Below are 20,289 nucleotides of genomic sequence, written 5' to 3' on the forward strand. Positions count from 1 at the left end.
CAGTACGAGACACGTGGAAGGCACCATGGCGCTGATTGCGAGGGCCCGGCCGCGGCTAGGCGTCCCGGACACCGAGAACCCGGACGACGCCGCGGGGTCCGCGCGGACGCGGGACCGTTCCCCGGCCGACGCGGACGCGATCACGACCGCTGCCCCGGCGAAGAACTGGTGGCAACGCCACAGGGAGCTGAGAAAGCTGAGGGGCAGCGTCGACTCGTACCCGCATCTGATGGCTCTCAAGCCCAAGGAGCGCTACCTCTTCCGCTCCGACTACTTCGAGGTCGACGGCGCGGTCGCCTGTGTGCTCGCCTACTTCCACGACGACGCGGCGCACGACAACTTCGCGGCGTTCTGGGGCATCGACCGGATCCCGGACGGCCTCGACGAGCGTGTCACCGCGGTGATCCTGGAGCAGGTGCGCCGCAGAGACGACACGTGGATCGACTCGTTCACGAAACAAGCCGAGAAACTCGACAGACTCGACGCTACCGAGCAGGACGAGACCGGCACGACGTCCTCCAGGAGGAAAGCGGCGAAGATCAGTTCCGATCTCGAGACCACCATCGGCGAGATCCAGGACGGCGCGAGCTATCTCTCCGTGCACAACCGCCTTCTTCTCAAAGCTCCCGATCTCACGACCCTGGACGACACGGTCGAGCGCGTGACCCGGCTCTACATCGACCGATTCGGCACGCTCACGGTCGCCGCGTATGCCGGTGAACAGCGCCGCGAACTATCGAGTCTGCTCAACGACAACGACAAGAAGCGCGGTAAGGGTTTCCATTTCACCTCGACCGAGCTGGCCGGGTCGCACTCGCTGGTCACCAACGGCCTCAACGACAAGGGCGGCGAGTACGTCGGCTACATGGTCGGCGACGTCAACAACTCCGCCGTGCTCATGGACGTCAACGCCTACGACCATCATCTCGTCGTCGCGGACGCGACGCTCAGCGACTACCTCGACCGCCAGCGGATCGCGAACATGTGGTGCTCGAAGATCTCGCAGGCCTGCATGCTGGGTAACGGCAGCGTCGTCCATCTCGTCCTCGACGGCGCCAATCTGAACACGCTCGGCCCGACGTTCGACCGGCTGACGTCCCTGGTGGATCTCAACCAGGGTGACGTGAACATGTTCGAGATGTTCGGCGACGCCGCGGACGAACTGGCGGTCTTCTCCGCGCAGATGGAGAAGCTGAAGCTGATGTTCGAACAGCTCTACGAGACCACCGACGGGGCGATCGGCTCGATCATCCGCAGCGCGCTCGAGGACACCGCGACCGACTTCTATGTGGAGCAGGGCATGTGGCGGCACAACGCCCAGGAACACCGCCACCGCCTGCGCGTGGTGAACCTTCCGCACAAGCAGGTCCCGCGTCTGCAGATGTTCGTCGCCTACCTCGAGACCGCGCACAAGGCTCTCCTGAACTCCTCCAAGACCGACCAGGACCAACTGCGCGCCTACAACGTCCTCAAAGGCATCGCGAACGCGATGCTGAGTACGAACGGCGACCTGTTCAACAACCACACCGCCACCGCCGTCGACGGTGTACGAGATTCCCGCCGGGTCATCTACGACTTCTCCCGGTTGATGCGCCGCGGGACCGGCGTAGCGATGGCCCAGCTGGTCAACATCGTCGGCTTCGCCGTCGGCACGCTCGGCCTGGGCGACACGGTGATCATCCACGGCACGGAACTCATCGACGACCGCGTCAAGAAATATCTGCGTGCCCAGTTCGACCACCTGCACGACCGCGGCGGTCGCGTGGTCTACAGCTACAACGACGTCGACCGGATGCTCGCGGACTCCTCGTTCAACCGGTTCGACGCAGCCGACTACACACTGTTCGGACCGATGCTCGACCGCACCGTGGCCGAGTACCAGAACCAGCTCGCGCAGCGCATCCCGCCCGACCTCGCCCAGCTCATCACCACGAAAGGCGAGAACCTCACCTATCTGCGCCGGGGTGTGTCCAACGTGGTCTTCCGTCTCGATCTCGCGTTGGGGATCAATCCCCGACGCGAAGCGCAACGGCGGCACACCCGGCTCGAGGCCGCCAAAGCGGGGGAAGCGGCACGGATGACCGCGATCATGACCGACACGCCCGTGCCCGGCGCCAACCTCACCAGCGTCCGCACGACCGACGCCGACCACCGTGACACCGTCACGCAGCCACGCTCGACCGACGACGCCGGGGACCGGCTCAAGCACGCCGGCGGCGGCGCACGGACGCCGCCGCGGAGCGGGAAACGGGCGACACGGTGAGCGCGGAGGTCACGACCGCCGGAGACGATACGACCGACGGGATCGCGACGCACGGTCAGCGAGCCCGCCCCCTGCCCGGCCGCGGCATCCGTGCGCGAGTCCGGCGTGTGGCCGTCCTCGGTCTGCTCGCGGCGGTGCTCGTGCCGCTGCTGACGACGATCTTCACGTCCTCGGCGGTCGCGGACGAGGACAGCGACAGCAGCGACAAGAAGAAGGAACGCGAGAACTACTCGCTCTACCAGCTCGCGTCGAACGCGTCGACGTACTTCAGCGAGGCGAACTCCCCCAAAGGCGAGACCGACCCCGCGGACAGGATGACCGAGGACTGGCGGACCGTCACCAGCAGACCGCCCTCGGGCGGGGACATGCTCGGCTACGCCGACCCGGAGTTCAGCCTCGGCAACGTCGTCGGCTGGCTCTTCGCCGAGATCTCCGGGTCGTCACAGACCATCAGCTACGACACGCTCAAGGCGACCGACGGCGGCAAAGGTACCGACATCTACGCTGGAATGGTCGACTACGCGCACTTCGGCGCGACCAACGCCGACCTCGGACTGGACTCGATGTCCTCGGGTATCGGCGGCGAGATCGCCGGGATGATCAGTGGGTCGCTGATCTGGCTGCTCTACGCCCTGGCGCTCGCGGTGAGCATGTCGTTCTACCTGATCATCCAGATGCTCAAACTCGTCAACCCGTTCTCGTGGTTCTACCAGGCCGTCACCTCGATCAACGGCACGTTCGGCGACGGCATGGTGTGCGCGACCGACTCGGCAGGTGCTGAGACGTGTCACAAGGGCGGCGGCGCTCTCGCCGGACTGCAGAACTGGATCTCCGACTGGTATGGGGTGCTCAACAGCCTCGCGTGGCAAGCGCTGGTCCCGATCTTCCTGGCCTTGACAGTGGTCGGGTTGATCATGTTCAAGAAAATGGACCGAGGCTCGGCGATCAAGAAACTCGTCGTGCGGGTGCTCTACATCGGCCTCGGCCTGCCGCTGGTCGGCTCGCTCTACACCGGCGTGCTCGACAAGTTCGACGACTCACTCCTCGGCCAGCACGCGGGCCCCACACGCGTCGTGCTGAGTACCTACGTGGACTTCAACGCCTGGGCGATGAACGACCGCCTGGGAATCCCCGACGCGGCACAGATTTCCTGGGACAACGGGCAGGCCAGCACGAACTCGATCATGTCGGCGCGCACGAGCGCTCTGGCGATCAACAAGCAAGCGCACGGTGACACCTACGCCAGCATCAACGTCGGTGCCAAGGCCACAGACGCCCAGACAGCGTGGCGTAACGGCACGACGGGCGTGAACCGGTCAGCCTCCGATGACGCCAAAGCCGTCCTCGCCACCTTCGGAATCATCAACGGCTACATCACCAGCGACGCGGTCATGGCCTCGGACTACGAGTCGGGTATCAAAAGCGCGATCACGAAACTCGACGTCGACAAGGACGACAAGAAGGCCTGGTTCGTCGGCAAGGACGGCGGATACGGCGACGCCGACAAGTTCGGCGAGAACGCCGACGTCCACCCGACCGAGCACCCGGTGCTCTCGATCGGCGGTAAAGGCCTCACGTCCAGCAACCCCGGCGGAAACCAGACCACGTACACCACGCAGGGCACCAAGTCCGGCTGCGGTCTCACCGTCATGAAGGACAACGCCCCGGCCGAATGCAACCTGTCGCCCCAGTCGATGTACAACTACCTGAACACCGGGTTCGGCCCCAGCTCGATGGAACTGTACTCGTCGAACAACGCCACCAGCGGTTTCACCCGGGAGAATCACACCGCGGTGTCCCAGGTCGGCACCGGCCCGGCGAAGTTCATGTACTGGTCGAACGCCGCGACCGTACTCGGTTGCATCGCGCTGCTCGGGTTCTGGTATTCGATCGGCATGCTGGCCGGCGCGGTCAAGCGTACGTTCGGTCTGGTGGCGGCGATCCCGTTCGCCGCCCTCGGTGCGCTATCAGCGATCAGCAAGGTGATCGTGTACTCGGCCGCGCTGATACTCGAAGTGCTGGTGACGCTGTTCCTCTATCAGTTCGTCTCCGAGTTCCTGGTCACGACCCCGGATGTCATCGCCGGGCCGATCGCGAAGATGATGGCCCCGGACGGCCTGTTCGGCAGCGAGATCCTCGGCGGGATCGTGGTCGTGATCCTGACCCTGATCTCCTCGCTGCTGATCCTCGGCGTCACGATCGGCCTGCTGAAGGTACGCAAAGTCGTGCTCCAGGCGATGGACGAGACCGTTACCAAACTGGTGGACAAGTTCCTCGACACGAACAACGCACCGCAGCCGGGCAAGGGTGGCGTGCTCCCGGCACTGGCCGCGGGCGCGGGCGCCGGTGCCGGTATGGCGATGGGCAACAAACTGGCGTCCGGTCTCAGCGGCAAGCTGGGCGGCACGGCCGCGTCCCCGAGCGCCACCGCGGCCGGGGCCGACGTTCCGACCTCGACCAACGCGGGTGGCACCAACGGCGACCAGACAGCCCTGGCCTCCGGCCCGAGAACACTCGCCCTCGACAGCGGAAGTGGTCTCACCCTCGACAGCGGACGCGCCCCCGGTGGCGGACCGGGAGGCCCGGGCGGCGGCAGACCCGGCATCGGTCCCGGTCGTGGTGAGGTCACGGGACTCCCCGCGGGCGCGAATCCCGACGGCGGCCGCCTGCAGATCGGCAGCGGTGGGGCCGGCGACTCCCGCGCGGACAAGGAGACGACGCAGAATCTAGTCTCGGGCGGCGGGTTGTCCCAGCTCGGCTACGACGTCGGTTCCCCGGAGTCAACCACCCGCGGCCGCCCACCGATCGCTGGCGGGACTTCCGCTGGTCCCGGTGACGAGGACTCCTCCGCACCGAAGCCACACACACCAGCACGTTTCTCGGTGAGCCCTGCGGGCACCACCACGGACAACCCACCCCAGAGCACAACACAAAGCGGGAGCACTCCTGCGGCATCAGCAGCGTCGAACGTCTCCCCCGCGCTGGGCATGGTCAAACGCCCGCTGCCCTCGCCGGGTCGTCCCGCGGGACTCGCGGACAAACGCCCGCTCGGCGTCCCACGCGACATCTCGCGGGCACCATCGGCACCTCGTCCGGTCCAGACACGTCCCTGGACCGGGACATCCGCACTCCCATCCCAGCCCGCCGCCCCGGTTACCAACTCGGCACCACCGCACACGACGGACAAGCCCGATCCAGAGCCGAATCCGGTCACCGCTCCCCGGCCGATCCAGACGCGTCCCTGGACCACCACGCGTAAGCCGGAGGAGTAACCGGGGTGCCCGGACTCCCCCGTGACGCCGAGTTTCTGTGGTGACGCGATCGGAACGACTGCGCTCCATCACTCCGCGGCGCGGCAACGCCAGGGCCCCGTGGGGAAAGATCCACGGGGCCCTGTGTTGGACACCGACCGGTGACGTCTTCAGCCGCAGCGTTTCGCGAGGATCGCCTTCCCGTGATCGCTGCCGCGCGGGACGAGCACCTCGTCCTCAGCGGGATTGTCGAAGATATCTTTGACCGTGATCATGTCGGACTCGACCTTGATCGGCGCTGTCGCGGTCGTGGTGCCGGGATCGTCAGCACCGCCCGCGTTGTCCCACACCACCGTCGTCCGGTTCTCGCTGATGGTGCCGCCCGACTCGAGGTCGTACCGATCCTGGCCCGCCTTGCCGCCGGGGGCGAGTTTCCCGCTGTCGATGTCCGCGAACGTCTTGGTCAGCAACGCGCACATGTTCTTGGGGCCGGCGTACAGCGTGAAGAACGTGATCTTGTTGCCGTTCTCGATCGTGACGAGGCGGTTGTTCTTCCCGCTGGTGCCGATGTAGACCCCGTCGATGCTGTCGCCGCGCTTGTCGCTTGCGGGAGCGGCGTCACCGCCGCAGCTGGTGACCCCGAACGCGAACCCGGCCAGGGCCGCGGCGGTCGCGGCCAGTCTGGTCCGCGTCGCGCGAACGGTCCTGCTGATGTTCATGCTGGTGATCCTTCGTCTCTTTCTCTGCGGGAATTCCGTGTCCGCGGCGCGTCCGCCCAGAATGTCGCACATCCGGGTCGCATCGTGTTTTACGCGTAGGGCGTGGCGATGGGTCAAGTATGGCAGAGTGATCTGTCACTGTCGGTCTTCTCGCGTGCTCACCGAGCACACTCACGCAGCCGCTCGAGTTGCCGTTCCGCCAATCCCAACGCGATATCGGTCTGGTTCACGGCATATTCACCGTCGCGGATACGGTCGTGGATCTCGCGCACCTGCCGGGCGTCGCTCTCCTGCTCCGCCAAGTCGCCGAGTCCGCGAAGCTCGTCCCACGCACCGCGCAACTGTTCCTCGACATGCGTCGAACGCATGCGGAGACGGCTGACTTTCTCCTCGAACCACCGCATTCGCGACTCGCGGTCCAGACTGATCCTACCCTCGGCCCAGGCGCGCACCTCGGTGTGGTCGACATCGGCCGGTAGCCCCGTGGCGAACGGCCCCTCCGGCGTCGGCATGTCAATGGGGATGTGTGTCAGCAGTATCGCGGGCGTCGTGTCGAGTGCGTACGCGAGAGCCACCAGATCGTCGACGGTGATCAAGCGCTCGCGGTTCTCCATCCGGGCAATGGTCTCGGCCGCGAGAGGATGGCCGGACGTTGCGAGGACACAGGCCAGCTCATCCTGAGTGAGATGACGCAACTGGCGGTAGTGGGTGAGGGCGTCCGACACGGCAAGGGACGTAGGCGAGAGCGACGGCATGACGGGATCGTAAACGAGGACGGACTAGCCCTCGATCACGGTAGGACCACCGGGCAACTATCAAGTCTGGCGCGACCCAAACCAGGACGGACCCCAAGTAGACCTGGACGAAACCATGCTCGGTCTTGAAACTTTCCGGTCCGCGGAGGTCCTCGAGAGATCGCGCAGCGTCCAAAAGCAGACCAGGATGAGTCCACGCTCACCGCCGAGCTCGTCACTGATCTGGAAGCGACGCAAACTGGTCATTCCTCGGGCGGACGTGAGCTCTCGGGAAAATCCACAGACCCGTCAGGCGTCATCAAGGATTAGGAGCATCACGTCGCTTCGAAGGGTTCAAGACTCAAGAAGAGATGAACCAAGGCCTGATGCCACCTCGTAACGAGATGCCCGGCCACACGTACGTATCAACACCTCGACACATCACAGGTCTCATCATGACCGCCGGGAAGACCTGCAACAAGCCATCACTCCAGAAGGTGCTGGCCACTGGTCTCCTCTCAGACCGCAAAGAAGCCGCACATAGACCCCGACCAGGCCACGACCACGCTCCAGGCCCGTTCTAGGTCCGGTAGTGGTTCTTAGGGCGACGTAGTACCGACCAGGGCAAAAACCTGGAATAGGCCATGTCTGCTTGGGTCCTCGAAATTGTTCGAAGTGGATGGTCACGGGGGTGACGGGAACATGCTTTACCGGATTGCGTGGTCGACGATTGCCTCACGACGGCCGTGCAACACGGACGTCACATTTGGGCGCGGCGTTCCGATCGCGGCAGCAAGTCGTCCCAGCATCATTGTCGAAATACAACTGTCCACTGTGGTCACCCCGTGCCGGGGTCGCTAGCGTCGTCAGCTCCAAGAGTCGCGCCGTGCGCAGAAATCCAGGGTTGCGAACGCGCTCCCGTCACGTACCTTAGACATAAGGCAGCGTACGGATAGCGCTGCCGATCCAGGCAGATGCCAGACCGCTGGAGACCCTCTGGGGCTCGCGGGACGAGGGACGGACTCGGACGGGGCTCGCCGCGCGGAGCGCGGGCGGAACGAGACAACTCTTCAACGCGTGCGAGGTCTCTGATGTCTGCCCAGTCGACGCGCACGGACTCGGTCGGCCAGGTCTCGCTGGACAGCGCGGACCTGACGCGGAGCCGAAGCGCCTCGACAATGGAAACGGACGCGTGGCAGATACGGCGACGGTCCCAGACCGTCCACGCCTCTGTCCACAAGGGGTTCTACGCCAATCAGAGGGATCTGCCGCAGGCGCACTCGCCGCCCTCCGTGGGTCGCGTCTCTATGGACTTGAATGGGCGCACGTCCAGCCCTCCAGGGGGCGTCGAACCAGGCTCGCGACGGCAATCGGGAATCACGCTCATCGTCGGATCGTCGCGGGCGACTCGAGAGTTGCCTGTTGGACGTCCTCGTCATACCCCAATATTTTATCGCCCTGAAGGGTCTCTTATGTCCACGAATACTCGCGATTACATCACTGTTCCTGAGTTCCTGGCTAAGTACCGGGTCGCGCGGACCACCTGGGACGATTGGCGAGCCAAAGGAACCGCACCTCAATGTATCAGACTACCCAACGGGCGCCTTCGAATACATTCGAAGGATCTTGAGCAATGGGAAAACGACCTGAAGAGGGATACTTGATGGAAGACACCACCTTTGACGTCAAGATCTGGACTATTCGCGCAAAGGTTGGAAAGCCCCGCAAGAATGGAAAGCCGGGCAAGAAATCCTATACCGTTCGCTGGGTGGTGGATGGAAAAGTCTGGCCGCAGACTTTCGCCACCCGGATGCTCGCTGATAGTTTTCGGTCGCAACTCATTTCGGCACAAGCGAAAGGAGAAGCGTTCCGCCTGGCTGACGGCCTGCCGATCTCGGTCGGCAGGGAGTTGGCGGCCAAAAGCTGGTTCGACTTCGCTCAGAAGTACATCGATTACAAGTGGCCCCGGGCTGCGGCGAAGTCCCGGAGCGGAAACGCGGACACAATGGCCACAGCCACGTTCGCGATGCTGGCCACGACCCGAGGCAAACCGGACGACAAGACACTCCGACGGGCGATGACAGGATGGGCCTACAACACCCAGAGGAGAGAAAACGCGAGACCGGACGAGATCGAGCGCGCATTGAGATGGTTGCGCGCCAACACGCTGCCGGTATCGCGCCTTGATGACCCGGCGACGGCACGAAAGGCGCTCGACCAAATCGCCATGAAAATGGATGGCAAACCAGCCGCCGCAAAGACAGTATCCCGAAAACGGTCGGTCCTGTACAACGCGCTGGAGTATGCCATTGAGGAAAAGCTCTTGACCAAAAATCACCTGCCGCAGATCAGGTGGACCGCACCCAAGGACACGAAGGCTATCGACAAGCGGATCGTCGTCAACCCCACACAAGCCGAACGGCTGTTTACCGAAGTCGCCCGGCAATACGTCGAGGGAGAGCCGCGGCGATCGTCAGGCCCGATGCTGGAAGCGTACTTTGCGGCACAGTACTACGCGGCATTGCGGCCAGAGGAGGCTGCCGTGCTCGGCAAGGACGACCTGAACCTGCCCCCCATGTACTGGGACGAGAATGCTCGCGACTGGGTGTTCCCCGAGGGTGAGGACGGATGGGGCGAATTGCTCGTGTCTCGGGCCGCGCCGACCGCTGGAGCAGCGTGGACCGACTCGGGCGCGCGTCGTGACCACCGGCAACTCAAACAACGCGCGGTGGGAGAGGTGCGGCATGTCCCAAGCCCGCCGCCGCTCACGAAGCGACTCCACGCGCATCTCATGCGGTTCGGCACCACGGCAGACGGCCGCCTCTTCCGAAGCCTGACTGGTGGGGACCTGGACGAGTCCACGACCATCCGTATCTGGGACAAGGCCCGCAAGGCGGCGCTGAGCGAGCAGGAGTACAAATCGGTGCTGTGCCGACGGCGGTACGACCTCCGGCACGGCGGAGTCTCGTTCCAGTTGGCAGCGGGGGTACCAGCCCGCCAGGTCGCCGAATGGGCCGGTCACTCGGTCGCGGTCCTCCTCCAGATTTACGCCGCGATCATTGCCGGGATGGAAGCCAGCGCCAAGAACCAACTCACCAGGGCACTTGGTCAGTTCGACGGCCAGAGCGGGAGCGCGAGTAGGCCGCAAACCCGCGGGGACGACCAGGGCGAACCGGGTACGGCGCCCAGCGAGCAGCCCGACGATGATGGTCACTGAACGAGCGGATGGTTCCAGCTTTCCGCAGAGCTGATGACGAGCTCAGCACCGGAACAATGGCCAGAAGTTGCCGGCTGGTTGAGCCTCGCCATGCACAGCCCGCGACGCGGGCGAAGTCTGTTCGAGCGCCCCGCGAGGGACACTGAGGCCCCGTATCGCCATCACGGCGCTCCGCATCGACGAACCGGGCCGCAGCCGGTCGGGGGGCCTGCTCGGTCGGCCAGTGCGCCCCTTTCACTGCCGCGGCGAACGCCTCGTCGGCGGATGACTCGGTGCACCAGGTCGTGCGATGCACGATCTACTGAATGCCGACGCGCACGGCTGTGAGAAGACCCGGTAATCAACGACGCCGACCATCAAGAGATCCTAGGTCGAACGCGGCTCGGACACCAACGTCCTCCAGGGGGACAATGCGTACGTGCTCGACCGGGTGAGGAACCCAGAGATGAGCCGACGCGGTGACCACGGTGGATGCCAGGCCAGCCGCCGGCGGGCGTTCTCGTCCCAGCTCAGTCCGGTCGCCTGCCCGAGCCAGCGCAACAGAGCGGTTTTGATGAGCAGGCCGACCTCGGCCTAGTCCGTGCGGTTCTCGGTGTGCCGGGCCAGCTTGGTGCCCGTCGCGCTCCTCCTCTGATGCCGGGGCGCCCTGATTCTGCGATGGGCTGGGCTGGTTGGTCGCGACAACGGTGCGGCTCGAGTAGAGCACGCTGAAGCGGGCGTCGCCGATGAACGTGGCCAATGTGAAGCCAGCCGCGGAAACGACACCGAGAATGGTGATGTCGATCACAGTCGCGGCGGTGAGATCTAAGTCGATGGCGACCCAGAACGTGGTCTGCCGCGGACTCTCGGCGTTCTGCCTCAGCCACCGCAGCGCGCGTATAGCCCGGCCAGGCGGACGGCGGCCTTGTCGGAGCCGGGTTGGTCCGCGGCCTTGATGTACTGCTCGCTGATCCGACGCTCGGCCGCGGAGTCCAGCTCACCCCGCTCGCTGTGCGCCTGGTCGCGGTCCTTCTGTCTGAGCGCGATCTCGGCGGTGCGCTGACGCAGGGCATCCAGCAGCAAGACGACCGCCCCACCGGTGCCCGCAGTCTTGATCATGTGCAATTGGTTGGATGCCTCAGCACTGCCGCCGAAGGCCAGCGGCAACGGCGTCGCGGCGACGAACAGCAGGAGCACAACAGCGGCAAACTGGATCACACGCAGCGAAAGCAGGCGGTAGGCCACTACCTCACACGCTGCATCGCTGAGGGCGGTGTCGTCGTCCTGGCTCGACAGCCAGCGCTGTCACTCGCTGCATCAAGGTTGTCACCATCGGAGTTCGACTCCTGTGCCCCACATCACGATGGTCGTGTCCACGGTCAGCTCCCGGTAGTGTGGCCGCCCGCGCGGACGGGCTTGAGGAGCGGACCAGGGGTTTTCGTTCGTCGGACCACCCACTCAACAAGGCCCTCGAGCTGCTTGGCAACCAAAAACGAGACCGCGAATAGACCGCAGCCCCCCGGGGACAACCGGGGCGCGCCGGGTACGACCGGGTCGGTCACGAGCAAGCATCGATCGAGTTTCCCCTGTTGAGAGCGTGATCTTCTCACGTCAAGCCTGGTGCCCCCGGTGCGACTCGAACGCACACTGGACGGATTTTGAGTCCGCTGCCTCTGCCGATTGGGCTACGGGGGCGCTGCGCGGAAACTTTACTCAGACGCCGTCGGGCGCTCGTGGCGGGGGCCCACCCTGGGGTACCGCTCCACGGCCACGTCCGGCATCGTGCTTGTGATGGGCGGTCCTTATGGCATCGGCGGGGCGAAATGGCCGGGTGCGGGCAGGGTGATCGAGGAGTCCGGAGAATTGACGCAGGTACTGGGGAAGCTCATCGGCGCGGATGGCGCCACCACTCACTGGGACGGCACCGATCTGCGGGCACGGCTGGTGGAGGAGATCGCCGACGTGCGGGCGGCGCTGGACTTCTTCGCCGAGGTGAACGATCTTCCCCTGGACGAGATCGACGAGCGGGCCGCCCGCAAGCGGGCCACCTACGAACGCTGGCACGCCGGCTGAGCAGGCGGGCGGACCGCGTCCCGCTACCGGCCGACCTGCTGTCTACTGTGGACATCGGCGTCCGCTCATCCGTCGGCGGCCAGGTAGCGGTGCGGGTCCCCGCCCGCGCGGGCTCCGCTGTCCAGCCAGCGGACGAAACCCTTGCGGTTGCGCCGGTCGAGCTCGTCGAGGTATTCCTGCCGCCGCATCACGACGCTGTACCGCGTGCGTTCGTCACCGGCCCTCTGCAGCTCGAAGTAGCTCCGCCGCCACGCCAGGCACAGGTCGTCGTCGGACAGGGCGGCCACCCCCGGTCGCGTGTCCGGAGCCGGGGGTTCCGGGGCCGTTCGTGGTTCGGGTGACGCCGTCGTGGTCCGTCGGGGGACGAACCGCCGGTAGGCCCAGAATGCCACGGCGACGACCACGACAGCAGCAGCCGCGACCGTGCCGAGCACGGTCGCCAGTCCCACGATCGTCACGTAGCCCGCGAGCACGGCACCGCCGACCAACGCGCCCCACCGCACGTCGGACAGTCCCTTTCCGACGTGCGCTCGGATCGAGGGCAGGTCTTCGGCGACGAGCCATCCGCACACGCCGACCAACAACCCCAGCGAGCCCCAGAAAATCAACGCGTCGACGGAACAGGCGACGACTCCGACGACGCCGAACCCGAAGCAGGAGATGATCAACGCGGTCCGAGCGACACGTGGAAGCATGGGAGCGCCTCGGCTTTCCGGAACGAAAACTGCGACGACGGAACGGCGCCGGGGTCCTGGGCGCGGGCTCGGCTCAGCCGCACTGCCGCAGCCGAGCGGGGTACCGGCAATTGTATGCCCGCCGGGCCCGGACGAGCGCCGCTTTCACGGGGACTTCGGTCGTTGATCGAAAGGGCCTTCGGTCCTTGCGCGGGGACACGAAAGGAAATCCATGCGCAACGAACGAAGACACCGGCACCTGTTCGCGACCATGACCGGAATCGCTACTGACGGTTCGCCCGGCTTCGGGAAGTGCTCGCGAACGACGGTCCTGAGGTGGACATGCCGGAACGCGGAGGTCTACTGTCGGTAGTCAGCACGGCTCGGGGAGTTCCCCGGGGCCGCACCGGCCACCGCCCCGGCCCCTGGCGGTGGGTTTCCGCGAGATCGAGTGCACAGAGGCCAGTGTCATGGATGAGCGTCCCCTCCCCCTGCCCGTCCCGGGTTCCCCTCCCGTCTGCGGTTACTGCGGAACCGCCATCCCGCCCGGCGAGGTGATCGGCGCACTGCTGCCGGACTCGTCGGTGCTCGACGCCGAGAATCCCAGCGCCGATGGCCAGCGGCTCGTCGACGCCTGCTGCACCGCGCACCTCGACCTGCTGATCGCACGGGCCAGAGCGGACTGGATCGCCGAGGAGCGGTGGCTCGGGCAGTTGTGCCGCGCCAGAAAACCGACACGGTGGCGTCCCGGCCGAGGGCTCGCACCGCGAGGTGGAGGTTGGTCAGCGCGGCACCGCAGGACACGGTCCGGTCGCGCCCGCCCGGATCGTGCCGCGGCAGCGCGACGGTGGCCCGTTCGTAGAGATCCGCCGTGCCGGTACCGGTTTCCAAGGCCCAGGGCTGGGTGTTGTGCACCGACGGCGCGTGGCTCAGTGCACGCGCCAGTACCCCGGTCTCGATCGCCGACCAGCCGATCATGGCGTCTCCCGCTCGCGGTCGTCGTGCCGACCTGGTCCTCAGTGGACACACAACTCCGCCACCACGATCCCTCCGCTCGTCTTCACCGCACGCTCCCCTTCGCCGTGACGGACACGGCTTCGGCCGACACGCAGCCGGGCACCGCTTCGGCCAGCAGGGTCGCGACATGACGGTCCGTGGCGTCGTCGAACGCGTCGATGATCCGGACGACACCGTCGCACACCTCGACGGTCCACCGCTCGTTGCCGCCATAGATCGCCAGCCGGTGACGGACGTCCGCGGCGATCGCACTGTCCTCGCGCGCCATCACCCGCACCACGTCACCCCTGGTCACGATCCCGACCACAGTGGACCCGGCCACGATCGGCATCGCACGGATCCCGCCGTCGACCAGTGCCTGGCACACCTGCGCCACATCGGCACCGGCACCCATCGCGATCGCCGGGGTGCTCATCACCGCCCCGACCGTGCCCGCCGCCGCGTGCCACTCCGGGTCGCTGTGGCGGGCGTCCGGCGGCATCCTGTCCTTGATCAGGTCTGCTTCGGTCACGATGCCGATGAGCCGTTCGTCATCGTCCACCACCGGCAACGCGGTGAACCCGTGCGACGCCAGCACCTTCGCCGCGTCCTTGACCGCGGTCCCCGGCCCCACCGTCACCACCGGCGCGGTCATCAAGTCACGAGCGCGCATCGTCGCCTCCTTGTCCGGTTCACGACGCGTCGTCCGTGTACGCGTCTTCGAGTACATCGGCCGGTTCTGTCCGTGAGGGAGTTTTCGCCAGTGTGAGGCCGATTTCCCGGCCCCACGCGGAGATGGCGTGCCAGTCCCGGTAGTCACCGTCCTTGACCCGCAAGGCTTTGACGAGCGCGCGCTCGGCGAACCGCAGCACGCCGCGATCGATCTTCCCGCCGAACACCCGGTGTTCGACGGCACCGGTGTCCGCCAGCAGACGAGCCGTGAACTCCGTCGCCTCGGCCGGTCTCAGCGGCTCCCCCACCGGCCCGCTCGAAAACAGCCAGACCGGCATCGCGCGCAGCACGGCCGCGTGCCGGTCGACGAACCGCGCGGCCGTTCCGAGCCAGTGTCCGATGTGGACGGCTGTGGCACCGTGTTTGCTGGCCACCGCGACGAGCACGTTCACGGCGCTACCTCCGCCGGTCGCCCGGCGTCCCGCGGGCCGAGATCGATCGACACCACACCCGGCACCGTCCTGGCCAGCGCCCGCACGACCTGGCGCTCCGCGTCGTCGTGGAACTCGCCCCTGATCGTCACCGCGCCGCCGATCACCTCGACCGACCAGCGGTCGCGGTGCCCGGAGTAGTCCGTGAGCAGGGCCAGCAGCCGTGCCGCGATCGAATCGTCGCCGCGGACCAGCGGGCGGAGCACGTCGCGCCTGCTCACGATCCCGACCAGCACCCCGTCGTCGACCACCGGCACGCTCCGCAGCCGGTCACCCAGCATCCGGCGGGCGATCTCGCGGGCGTCGGTGTCGAGCGAGACCACCTCCACCGGTGTCGTCATCCGCTCGCGCACCCGCCTCGCCGGGTCGAACCCGTTCTCGGTCGTCTCGGCGCGCAGGGCGTCGGACTCGGTGAACACGCCCACCACCCTGCTGTCCGCGTCGACCACCGGAAGAGCCGCCACACCGTGCTCGGTGAGCAGTGCGACCGCCTCGCGCACCGGCGTGGACGGCCCCACCCGCACCACCGGACGAGTCATGATTTCGCGTGCCTGCATGACAAAACCCTTCCTGTTCGGATCACCGAGGGTTCGCGGGAACGATCATCACGGGGCAGTGCGCGTGGTGGAGCACCGCCTGGCTCGTCGAACCGAGCAGGAGTCCGCTGAAGCCGCCCCTGCCGCGGCTTCCCACGACGACCAGCCGCGCCCGCTTGCTCCAGTCGAGGAGGTTGTGCCGCGGCTTGTCCTGCACCACCACCCGGTCCACGCGGACGTCCGGGTACTTTTCGGCCCACCCGGCCAGCCGCTCGGCCAGCAGGCGACGCTCGGCCTTTTCCACCGGCTCCCATTCGAAGTACATCCTGGCCTCGCTGAACAACCCCGCGGAATCACCGTCGTGCCAGGTGTGCAACGCCACCAGCGGAGCGTGCGCGAACGAGGCCGCCTCGAACGCGTGCGCGAGCGCGGACTCACTGGTAGGGCTTCCGTCGACGCCGACGACCACCGACCCGTCGCGCACCGCTCCCCTGACCACGACGACCGGGCACCGGGCACGCGCCGCGAGGGAAACCGAGACCGACCCCTCCAGCAGCGCGGCGACCGCCGAGTTCGGCTCACCCAGCACGACCATCCTGGCCCGGCGAGAAAGGTCGAGGAGCGCTTTGACCGGACCAACCGACACCGCCTCGGTGGTGATGTCCACCGACGGCGCCTCATCACCGACGATGGCCGCCGATTCCCGGAGCAGCTCGTCCGCGGCGACCTTCTTCATCGCCAGCCATTCGGTCGGCGGCGGGAAACTGGCACCCGGAGCCACATCCTCATACCCGTAAGCGGTGAAGATCCGCACCGGCGCACCACGCCGCCCCGCCTCCGCCGCCGCCCACCGGAGCGCGGGTTCGTTCCGCTCTCCGAGCACCACGGCAACCACGACGGGGAAGTTCTGCGAAGGCTTGTTCATCGGCACACCCGTTCGTCGAATCGGCACCGGCCACCGGCACGGGGCGGCCACTGCTCCCGACGGTATGCAGGCACCGGCCGCACCGATGCGGACTTTGGTCACCAGGCCCGAAGACCAACGGCTTGGGTGCCCGAGAGCCCCAGCTCCGGACGGCCCTGGCGCGCGTGACGAAGGGCCCTTTCCGCGCCGGGGCGCCGCGCTCGAAGCTGGCAGCATGCTTCCCGCCGACACTCCCGATCACGGGCCGGGCCTGCCCGCCGCCGTGTGCGAAACACATATCGGCATCGTCTTCCTCGTCGGCGATCTCGCCTACAAAATGAAGAAACCGGTCAACCTCGGCTTCCTCGACTTCTCCACCCGCGAAGCCAGAGAAGCGGTGTGCCACCGGGAAGTCGGGCTCAACCGCAGACTCGCACCCGACGTCTACCTCGGCGTCGCCGACATCTCCGGCCCCGACGGCACACCCTGCGACCACCTCGTCGTGATGCGGCGCATGCCGCAAGACCGCCGCCTCACCGCCCTCGTCCGACGACGCGACCCACTCGACGGCACCGTGCGCGACATCGCCCGCGAACTCGCCGGGTTCCACGCCACCGCGGACCGCGGACCCCACATCGACGCCGACGGCACCAGAGACGCCCTCACCGCGCGGTGGCGCGCCAGTTTCGAACAGGTACGCCGCTTCCACGGCACCGTCGTCGACCCCGCCACCGCGGACGAAATCGAACAACGCACCGAAGCCTTCCTCCGCGGCCGCCACGACCTGTTCGCCCGCCGGATCGCGCTGGGCAGGATCATCGACGGGCACGGCGATCTGCTCGCCGACGACATCTTCTGCCTCCCCGACGGACCCCGGATCCTCGACTGCCTCGAATTCGACGACCACCTGCGCCACGTCGACGGCATCGACGACATCGCCTTCCTCGCGATGGACCTCGAACGGCTCGACGCACCCGAACTCGGCACACTCCTCTACCAGCACTACCTCCGCTTCACCGGCGACACCCCACCCGACGCCCTGTGGCACCACTACCTCGCCTACCGCGCATTCGTCCGGGTCAAGGTCGCCTGCCACCGCTACAACCAGGGCGACCACCTGGCGAAAGCGGTCGCCGCCGAATACACCGCCATCGCACTCCGGCACACCCGCCTCACGAGCGTGCGACTGATCCTGGTCGGCGGCCTTCCCGGCTCCGGGAAAACCACCCTCGCCTCCGCACTCGCCGAACGGCTCGGCGCCACACTGCTGCACAGCGACCTGGTACGCAAGGAAATCCTCGGCAAACCCGGCACCTGGCACGCACCCGCCCCCTACCAGGAAGGCATCTACTCCCCCGAACAAACCACGAGCACCTACCACGAACTGACCCAACGCGCGCGAGAACTGCTGGCACTCGGCGAAACCGTCGTGCTCGACGCATCCTGGTCGTCCGGACAACACCGCGCACTCGCCGCCGAGATCGCCACCGGCACCCACAGCGAACTCGTCGCACTCGAATGCGTCGCACCGGACTCCGTTCGCACCAACCGAATCGTGACAAGAACGAATTCACCGTCCGACGTCACACCACGCATCGCACGAGCCATGGCCGCCGCCGCGAACCCATGGCCGGAAGCCTTCCCCGTCGACACCACCAGATCGATCACCAACTCCGTGGCGCAGGCACTGCACGCGATCGCACCGCATTCCCGTTGACGCAAGGGACACCCGGCCGCGATCACCGCGGCTCCGGAACCGTCGGAACCCGCCGCGCCCCGGCATGCGCGCCGGGGCTCGCACCGCGTTCCCTCGCCGTGCTCCGGATCGCGATGGGCCTGGTCTTCCTCGCGCTCGTGCTGATCGTCCTCGCGATCACGGCCAGCGGTCACGTGTGGGGTACGGCAGGCAGTGGGCCACCTTCGTCGGCGACCGCCAATGGCTTCGCTGACCCGCTGTGCCCGGAATCCGATATGGACAGTCGTTTCATCGGGCACTACCGCGAAGGGCTCGGCGGGGTGAACTCCAGTCGTACCGAGGGATCGTCCCGGAGCACGATCAGGCGGTCGGGCCGGGGGTCGGTGTCCGCCTGCGACCACGTGGCAGGCAGGAGGAAGTACGTGTCGGCACTGCGGAGGTAGAGTCGCAGGCCCTCGCACCGGAAGCGGTAGGCCCGGTTCGGGCCGGTGAGTTCGGTGCACGTCACGGGATCGGACAGGGCCAGGTCCTGTGCACTGTAGACGATCACGCCCTGCCGCTCCGGCAACGTGGTGGACATGTACTCGGCGTCCTTGCCGCCCAGGATCGAAATGTACTTGTCGGTCGCGGAGAGCACACCGAGGAACAGCAGGACCGCGACCAGCGAGCCCGCGATCTTGAGCGGGCCGCGGGGTATCGGCGCCGCTCTCGCGCCCCTGCCCCGCCACAGGAGCAGCCCGGAGTACGCCAGCGACGCCACGGCGAAGGCGGTGATCGCGTACGGCGTCAGGTACGGGATGTAGTAGACGACGCCCGAAATCCACCGATCCAGCGGAGGCACGAACCACGACGCGAGCTGGACGAGCAGAACCGCACCACTGATCAGCGCGATGGCGAGGGACACGACGTGGTGCACCCGGCCCCAGCGGGTCCTGGTCAGCGCCAGGTGGCCCGCCGCGGCCACGATCGCCCCGAGCACCAGGGCGAACACGACCTGGTGCGCGCTTTGCCAACTGCGCAACAGGAAATCCTGGGTGTCGTACCGGAGCACGCTCTGGTCGATCCCGAAGTACCGGGCGTAGCTGTCGGTCCGCCGCCAGCCGAGATACAGGCCGAGCGCGGTGAGCAGGGTGGGTGGCGCGATCACCGCGCCCAGCGTTTCCAAGCTGTCGCGCAGGCGCCCGCCGTCCTTCTCCCGCGGTGCGCGGTTCGGCGTGAGCCGGGCGGGGTGCCGTCGCGGAGTCGTCACCGTCCTCCGGCCGGCCGGGTGCCGTCGGAGCAGACCGGCTGCCCGATCCGGCGCTCTTCCTGCTGCCCGGTCGGCTGCATCATCGCGCGCAGTGTCTGGCAGCTTCGCAGCCGCATGTCCTCGGCGGCCTGCCTCGCGCGGTCCCGTTCCCGCGCGGCCTCCGCGGCCGCCCGGCTGCGTTCCAGCGCTGCCCGGAGGTCGGCCGCGCGCTGCTGCGCTATCCGCTCGGCGGCCTGTTCCCGCGCGCGGAGTTCGGCGAGCGCCCGCGCGGCCTGCTGGGCCTCGGCCTGCGCCGCGGCGAGGCGACGGCGCGCTTCGGCCGCGGCCGCGGCGGCGTTCGCGCGGGACTGCCGCTCGACCTCGGCCTCGGCCTCTCGCTGCCGGAGGCTCGCGCGGTCGGCGGCCCGCTGCTGCTCCGCCACCCTGGCCGCGGCCTCGTCCGCCGTCCGGCGTTCCTGGTCGGCTTCCGCCTTTTTGACGACGACGGCCTGTTCGCTGGTGACGCGTTCCTGCTCGGCCGCCTTGGCCGCTTGTGCGGCCTCCAGCCACTTCTGCTCGGACACGACCGCCTTGTCGAACGCGGGCCGCGCCTGCTGCGGGATGTCCTCGCGTTTGAGGTCCGACCCCAGCGCGGGCACCTGCGGCTGCTCCGACGACGGCTGCGATCCGCCCGGCGCGTTCGGCGCGCCCGGTTTGTCCGGCAGGCCGCAGCCGCTCGCGACGGTGCACAGAAGCACCGCCGACACGAAGAACTTGACCGGTTTCGACATCCCGTTTCGCCTTTCGTCGCTTGATCGGCAAGCCTCCCCGCACGAAACCCGGAACGGCACGCTTC

The 20,289-nt window shown here is 67.1% G+C and carries 15 protein-coding genes and 1 tRNA gene; 5 read left to right on the forward strand and 11 right to left on the reverse strand.

The annotated features are described in order from the left end of the window. The first annotated feature begins 25 nt into the window (after positions 1-25). Positions 26-2,263 carry a hypothetical protein gene (locus HUW46_RS47355; protein ID WP_215545145.1) on the forward strand — a complete coding sequence of 746 codons (2,238 nt, stop codon included), beginning with the start codon at positions 26-28 and terminating at the stop codon, positions 2,261-2,263. After that, on the forward strand, positions 2,260-5,535 hold the full coding sequence (locus tag HUW46_RS47360; protein WP_215545146.1) for a hypothetical protein: 3,276 nt from the start codon (positions 2,260-2,262) through the stop codon (positions 5,533-5,535). Before HUW46_RS47355 ends, HUW46_RS47360 begins: the two co-directional genes overlap by 4 nt. A 149-nt stretch (positions 5,536-5,684) precedes the next feature. On the opposite strand, the gene HUW46_RS47365 is transcribed toward HUW46_RS47360, so the two are convergent. Next, positions 5,685-6,233: a hypothetical protein gene (locus tag HUW46_RS47365; protein WP_215545147.1), complete on the reverse strand. Its 549-nt coding sequence runs from the start codon at positions 6,231-6,233 to the stop codon at positions 5,685-5,687. Positions 6,234-6,391: 158 nt separating this feature from the next. Continuing rightward, complete coding sequence (locus HUW46_RS47370) at positions 6,392-6,988, reverse strand: helix-turn-helix domain-containing protein (protein WP_215545148.1); 597 nt, start codon at positions 6,986-6,988, stop codon at positions 6,392-6,394. A gap of 1,642 nt (positions 6,989-8,630) precedes the next feature. Between HUW46_RS47370 and HUW46_RS47375 the strand changes: the two genes are divergently transcribed. Further along, positions 8,631-10,184 (forward strand): integrase, encoded by a 1,554-nt coding sequence (locus HUW46_RS47375; RefSeq protein ID WP_215545149.1) that lies wholly within the window; start codon positions 8,631-8,633, stop codon positions 10,182-10,184. Between the two features lie 858 nt (positions 10,185-11,042). Here the strand turns inward: HUW46_RS47375 and HUW46_RS47380 are convergent. Further along, the gene (locus HUW46_RS47380; RefSeq protein WP_215545150.1) at positions 11,043-11,408 is read right to left on the reverse strand and encodes a hypothetical protein; all 366 of its coding nucleotides are present in this window, start codon (positions 11,406-11,408) and stop codon (positions 11,043-11,045) included. Between the two features lie 373 nt (positions 11,409-11,781). Then, positions 11,782-11,858: transfer RNA gene (locus HUW46_RS47385), tRNA-Leu, on the reverse strand. A gap of 96 nt (positions 11,859-11,954) precedes the next feature. Between HUW46_RS47385 and HUW46_RS47390 the strand changes: the two genes are divergently transcribed. Continuing rightward, positions 11,955-12,236 carry a hypothetical protein gene (locus HUW46_RS47390; protein ID WP_215545151.1) on the forward strand — a complete coding sequence of 94 codons (282 nt, stop codon included), beginning with the start codon at positions 11,955-11,957 and terminating at the stop codon, positions 12,234-12,236. A gap of 65 nt (positions 12,237-12,301) precedes the next feature. Here the strand turns inward: HUW46_RS47390 and HUW46_RS47395 are convergent, their stop codons facing one another. The 5 genes from HUW46_RS47395 to HUW46_RS47415 form a co-directional block, all read right to left on the reverse strand. Further along, a complete protein-coding gene (locus HUW46_RS47395) occupies positions 12,302-12,931 on the reverse strand; it encodes a hypothetical protein (RefSeq protein WP_215545152.1) in 630 nt (209 codons plus the stop codon). Positions 12,932-13,970: 1,039 nt separating this feature from the next. Beyond that, positions 13,971-14,579 carry a CBS domain-containing protein gene (locus HUW46_RS47400; RefSeq protein WP_215545153.1) on the reverse strand — a complete coding sequence of 203 codons (609 nt, stop codon included), beginning with the start codon at positions 14,577-14,579 and terminating at the stop codon, positions 13,971-13,973. 19 nt (positions 14,580-14,598) lie between these two features. Beyond that, positions 14,599-15,030 (reverse strand): flavodoxin domain-containing protein, encoded by a 432-nt coding sequence (locus HUW46_RS47405; RefSeq protein ID WP_215545154.1) that lies wholly within the window; start codon positions 15,028-15,030, stop codon positions 14,599-14,601. Further along, the gene (locus tag HUW46_RS47410; protein ID WP_215545155.1) at positions 15,027-15,626 is read right to left on the reverse strand and encodes a CBS domain-containing protein; all 600 of its coding nucleotides are present in this window, start codon (positions 15,624-15,626) and stop codon (positions 15,027-15,029) included. Before HUW46_RS47410 ends, HUW46_RS47405 begins: the two co-directional genes overlap by 4 nt. 22 nt (positions 15,627-15,648) lie before the next feature. After that, complete coding sequence (locus HUW46_RS47415) at positions 15,649-16,530, reverse strand: universal stress protein (protein ID WP_215545156.1); 882 nt, start codon at positions 16,528-16,530, stop codon at positions 15,649-15,651. 214 nt (positions 16,531-16,744) lie between these two features. On the opposite strand from HUW46_RS47415, the gene HUW46_RS47420 reads away from it, so the two are divergent. After that, positions 16,745-18,226, forward strand: a complete 1,482-nt coding sequence (locus HUW46_RS47420; protein WP_215545157.1) for a bifunctional aminoglycoside phosphotransferase/ATP-binding protein — start codon at positions 16,745-16,747, stop codon at positions 18,224-18,226. A 277-nt stretch (positions 18,227-18,503) separates the two neighbouring features. On the opposite strand, the gene HUW46_RS47425 is transcribed toward HUW46_RS47420, so the two are convergent. Both HUW46_RS47425 and HUW46_RS47430 read right to left on the reverse strand, forming a co-directional pair. After that, a complete protein-coding gene (locus HUW46_RS47425; RefSeq protein WP_215545158.1) occupies positions 18,504-19,454 on the reverse strand; it encodes a hypothetical protein in 951 nt (316 codons plus the stop codon). Further along, positions 19,451-20,224 (reverse strand): hypothetical protein, encoded by a 774-nt coding sequence (locus HUW46_RS47430; protein ID WP_215545159.1) that lies wholly within the window; start codon positions 20,222-20,224, stop codon positions 19,451-19,453. Before HUW46_RS47430 ends, HUW46_RS47425 begins: the two co-directional genes overlap by 4 nt. Positions 20,225-20,289 lie beyond the last annotated feature (65 nt).

The organism is Amycolatopsis sp. CA-230715 (assembly GCF_018736145.1).
GTDB lineage: Bacteria > Actinomycetota > Actinomycetes > Mycobacteriales > Pseudonocardiaceae > Amycolatopsis.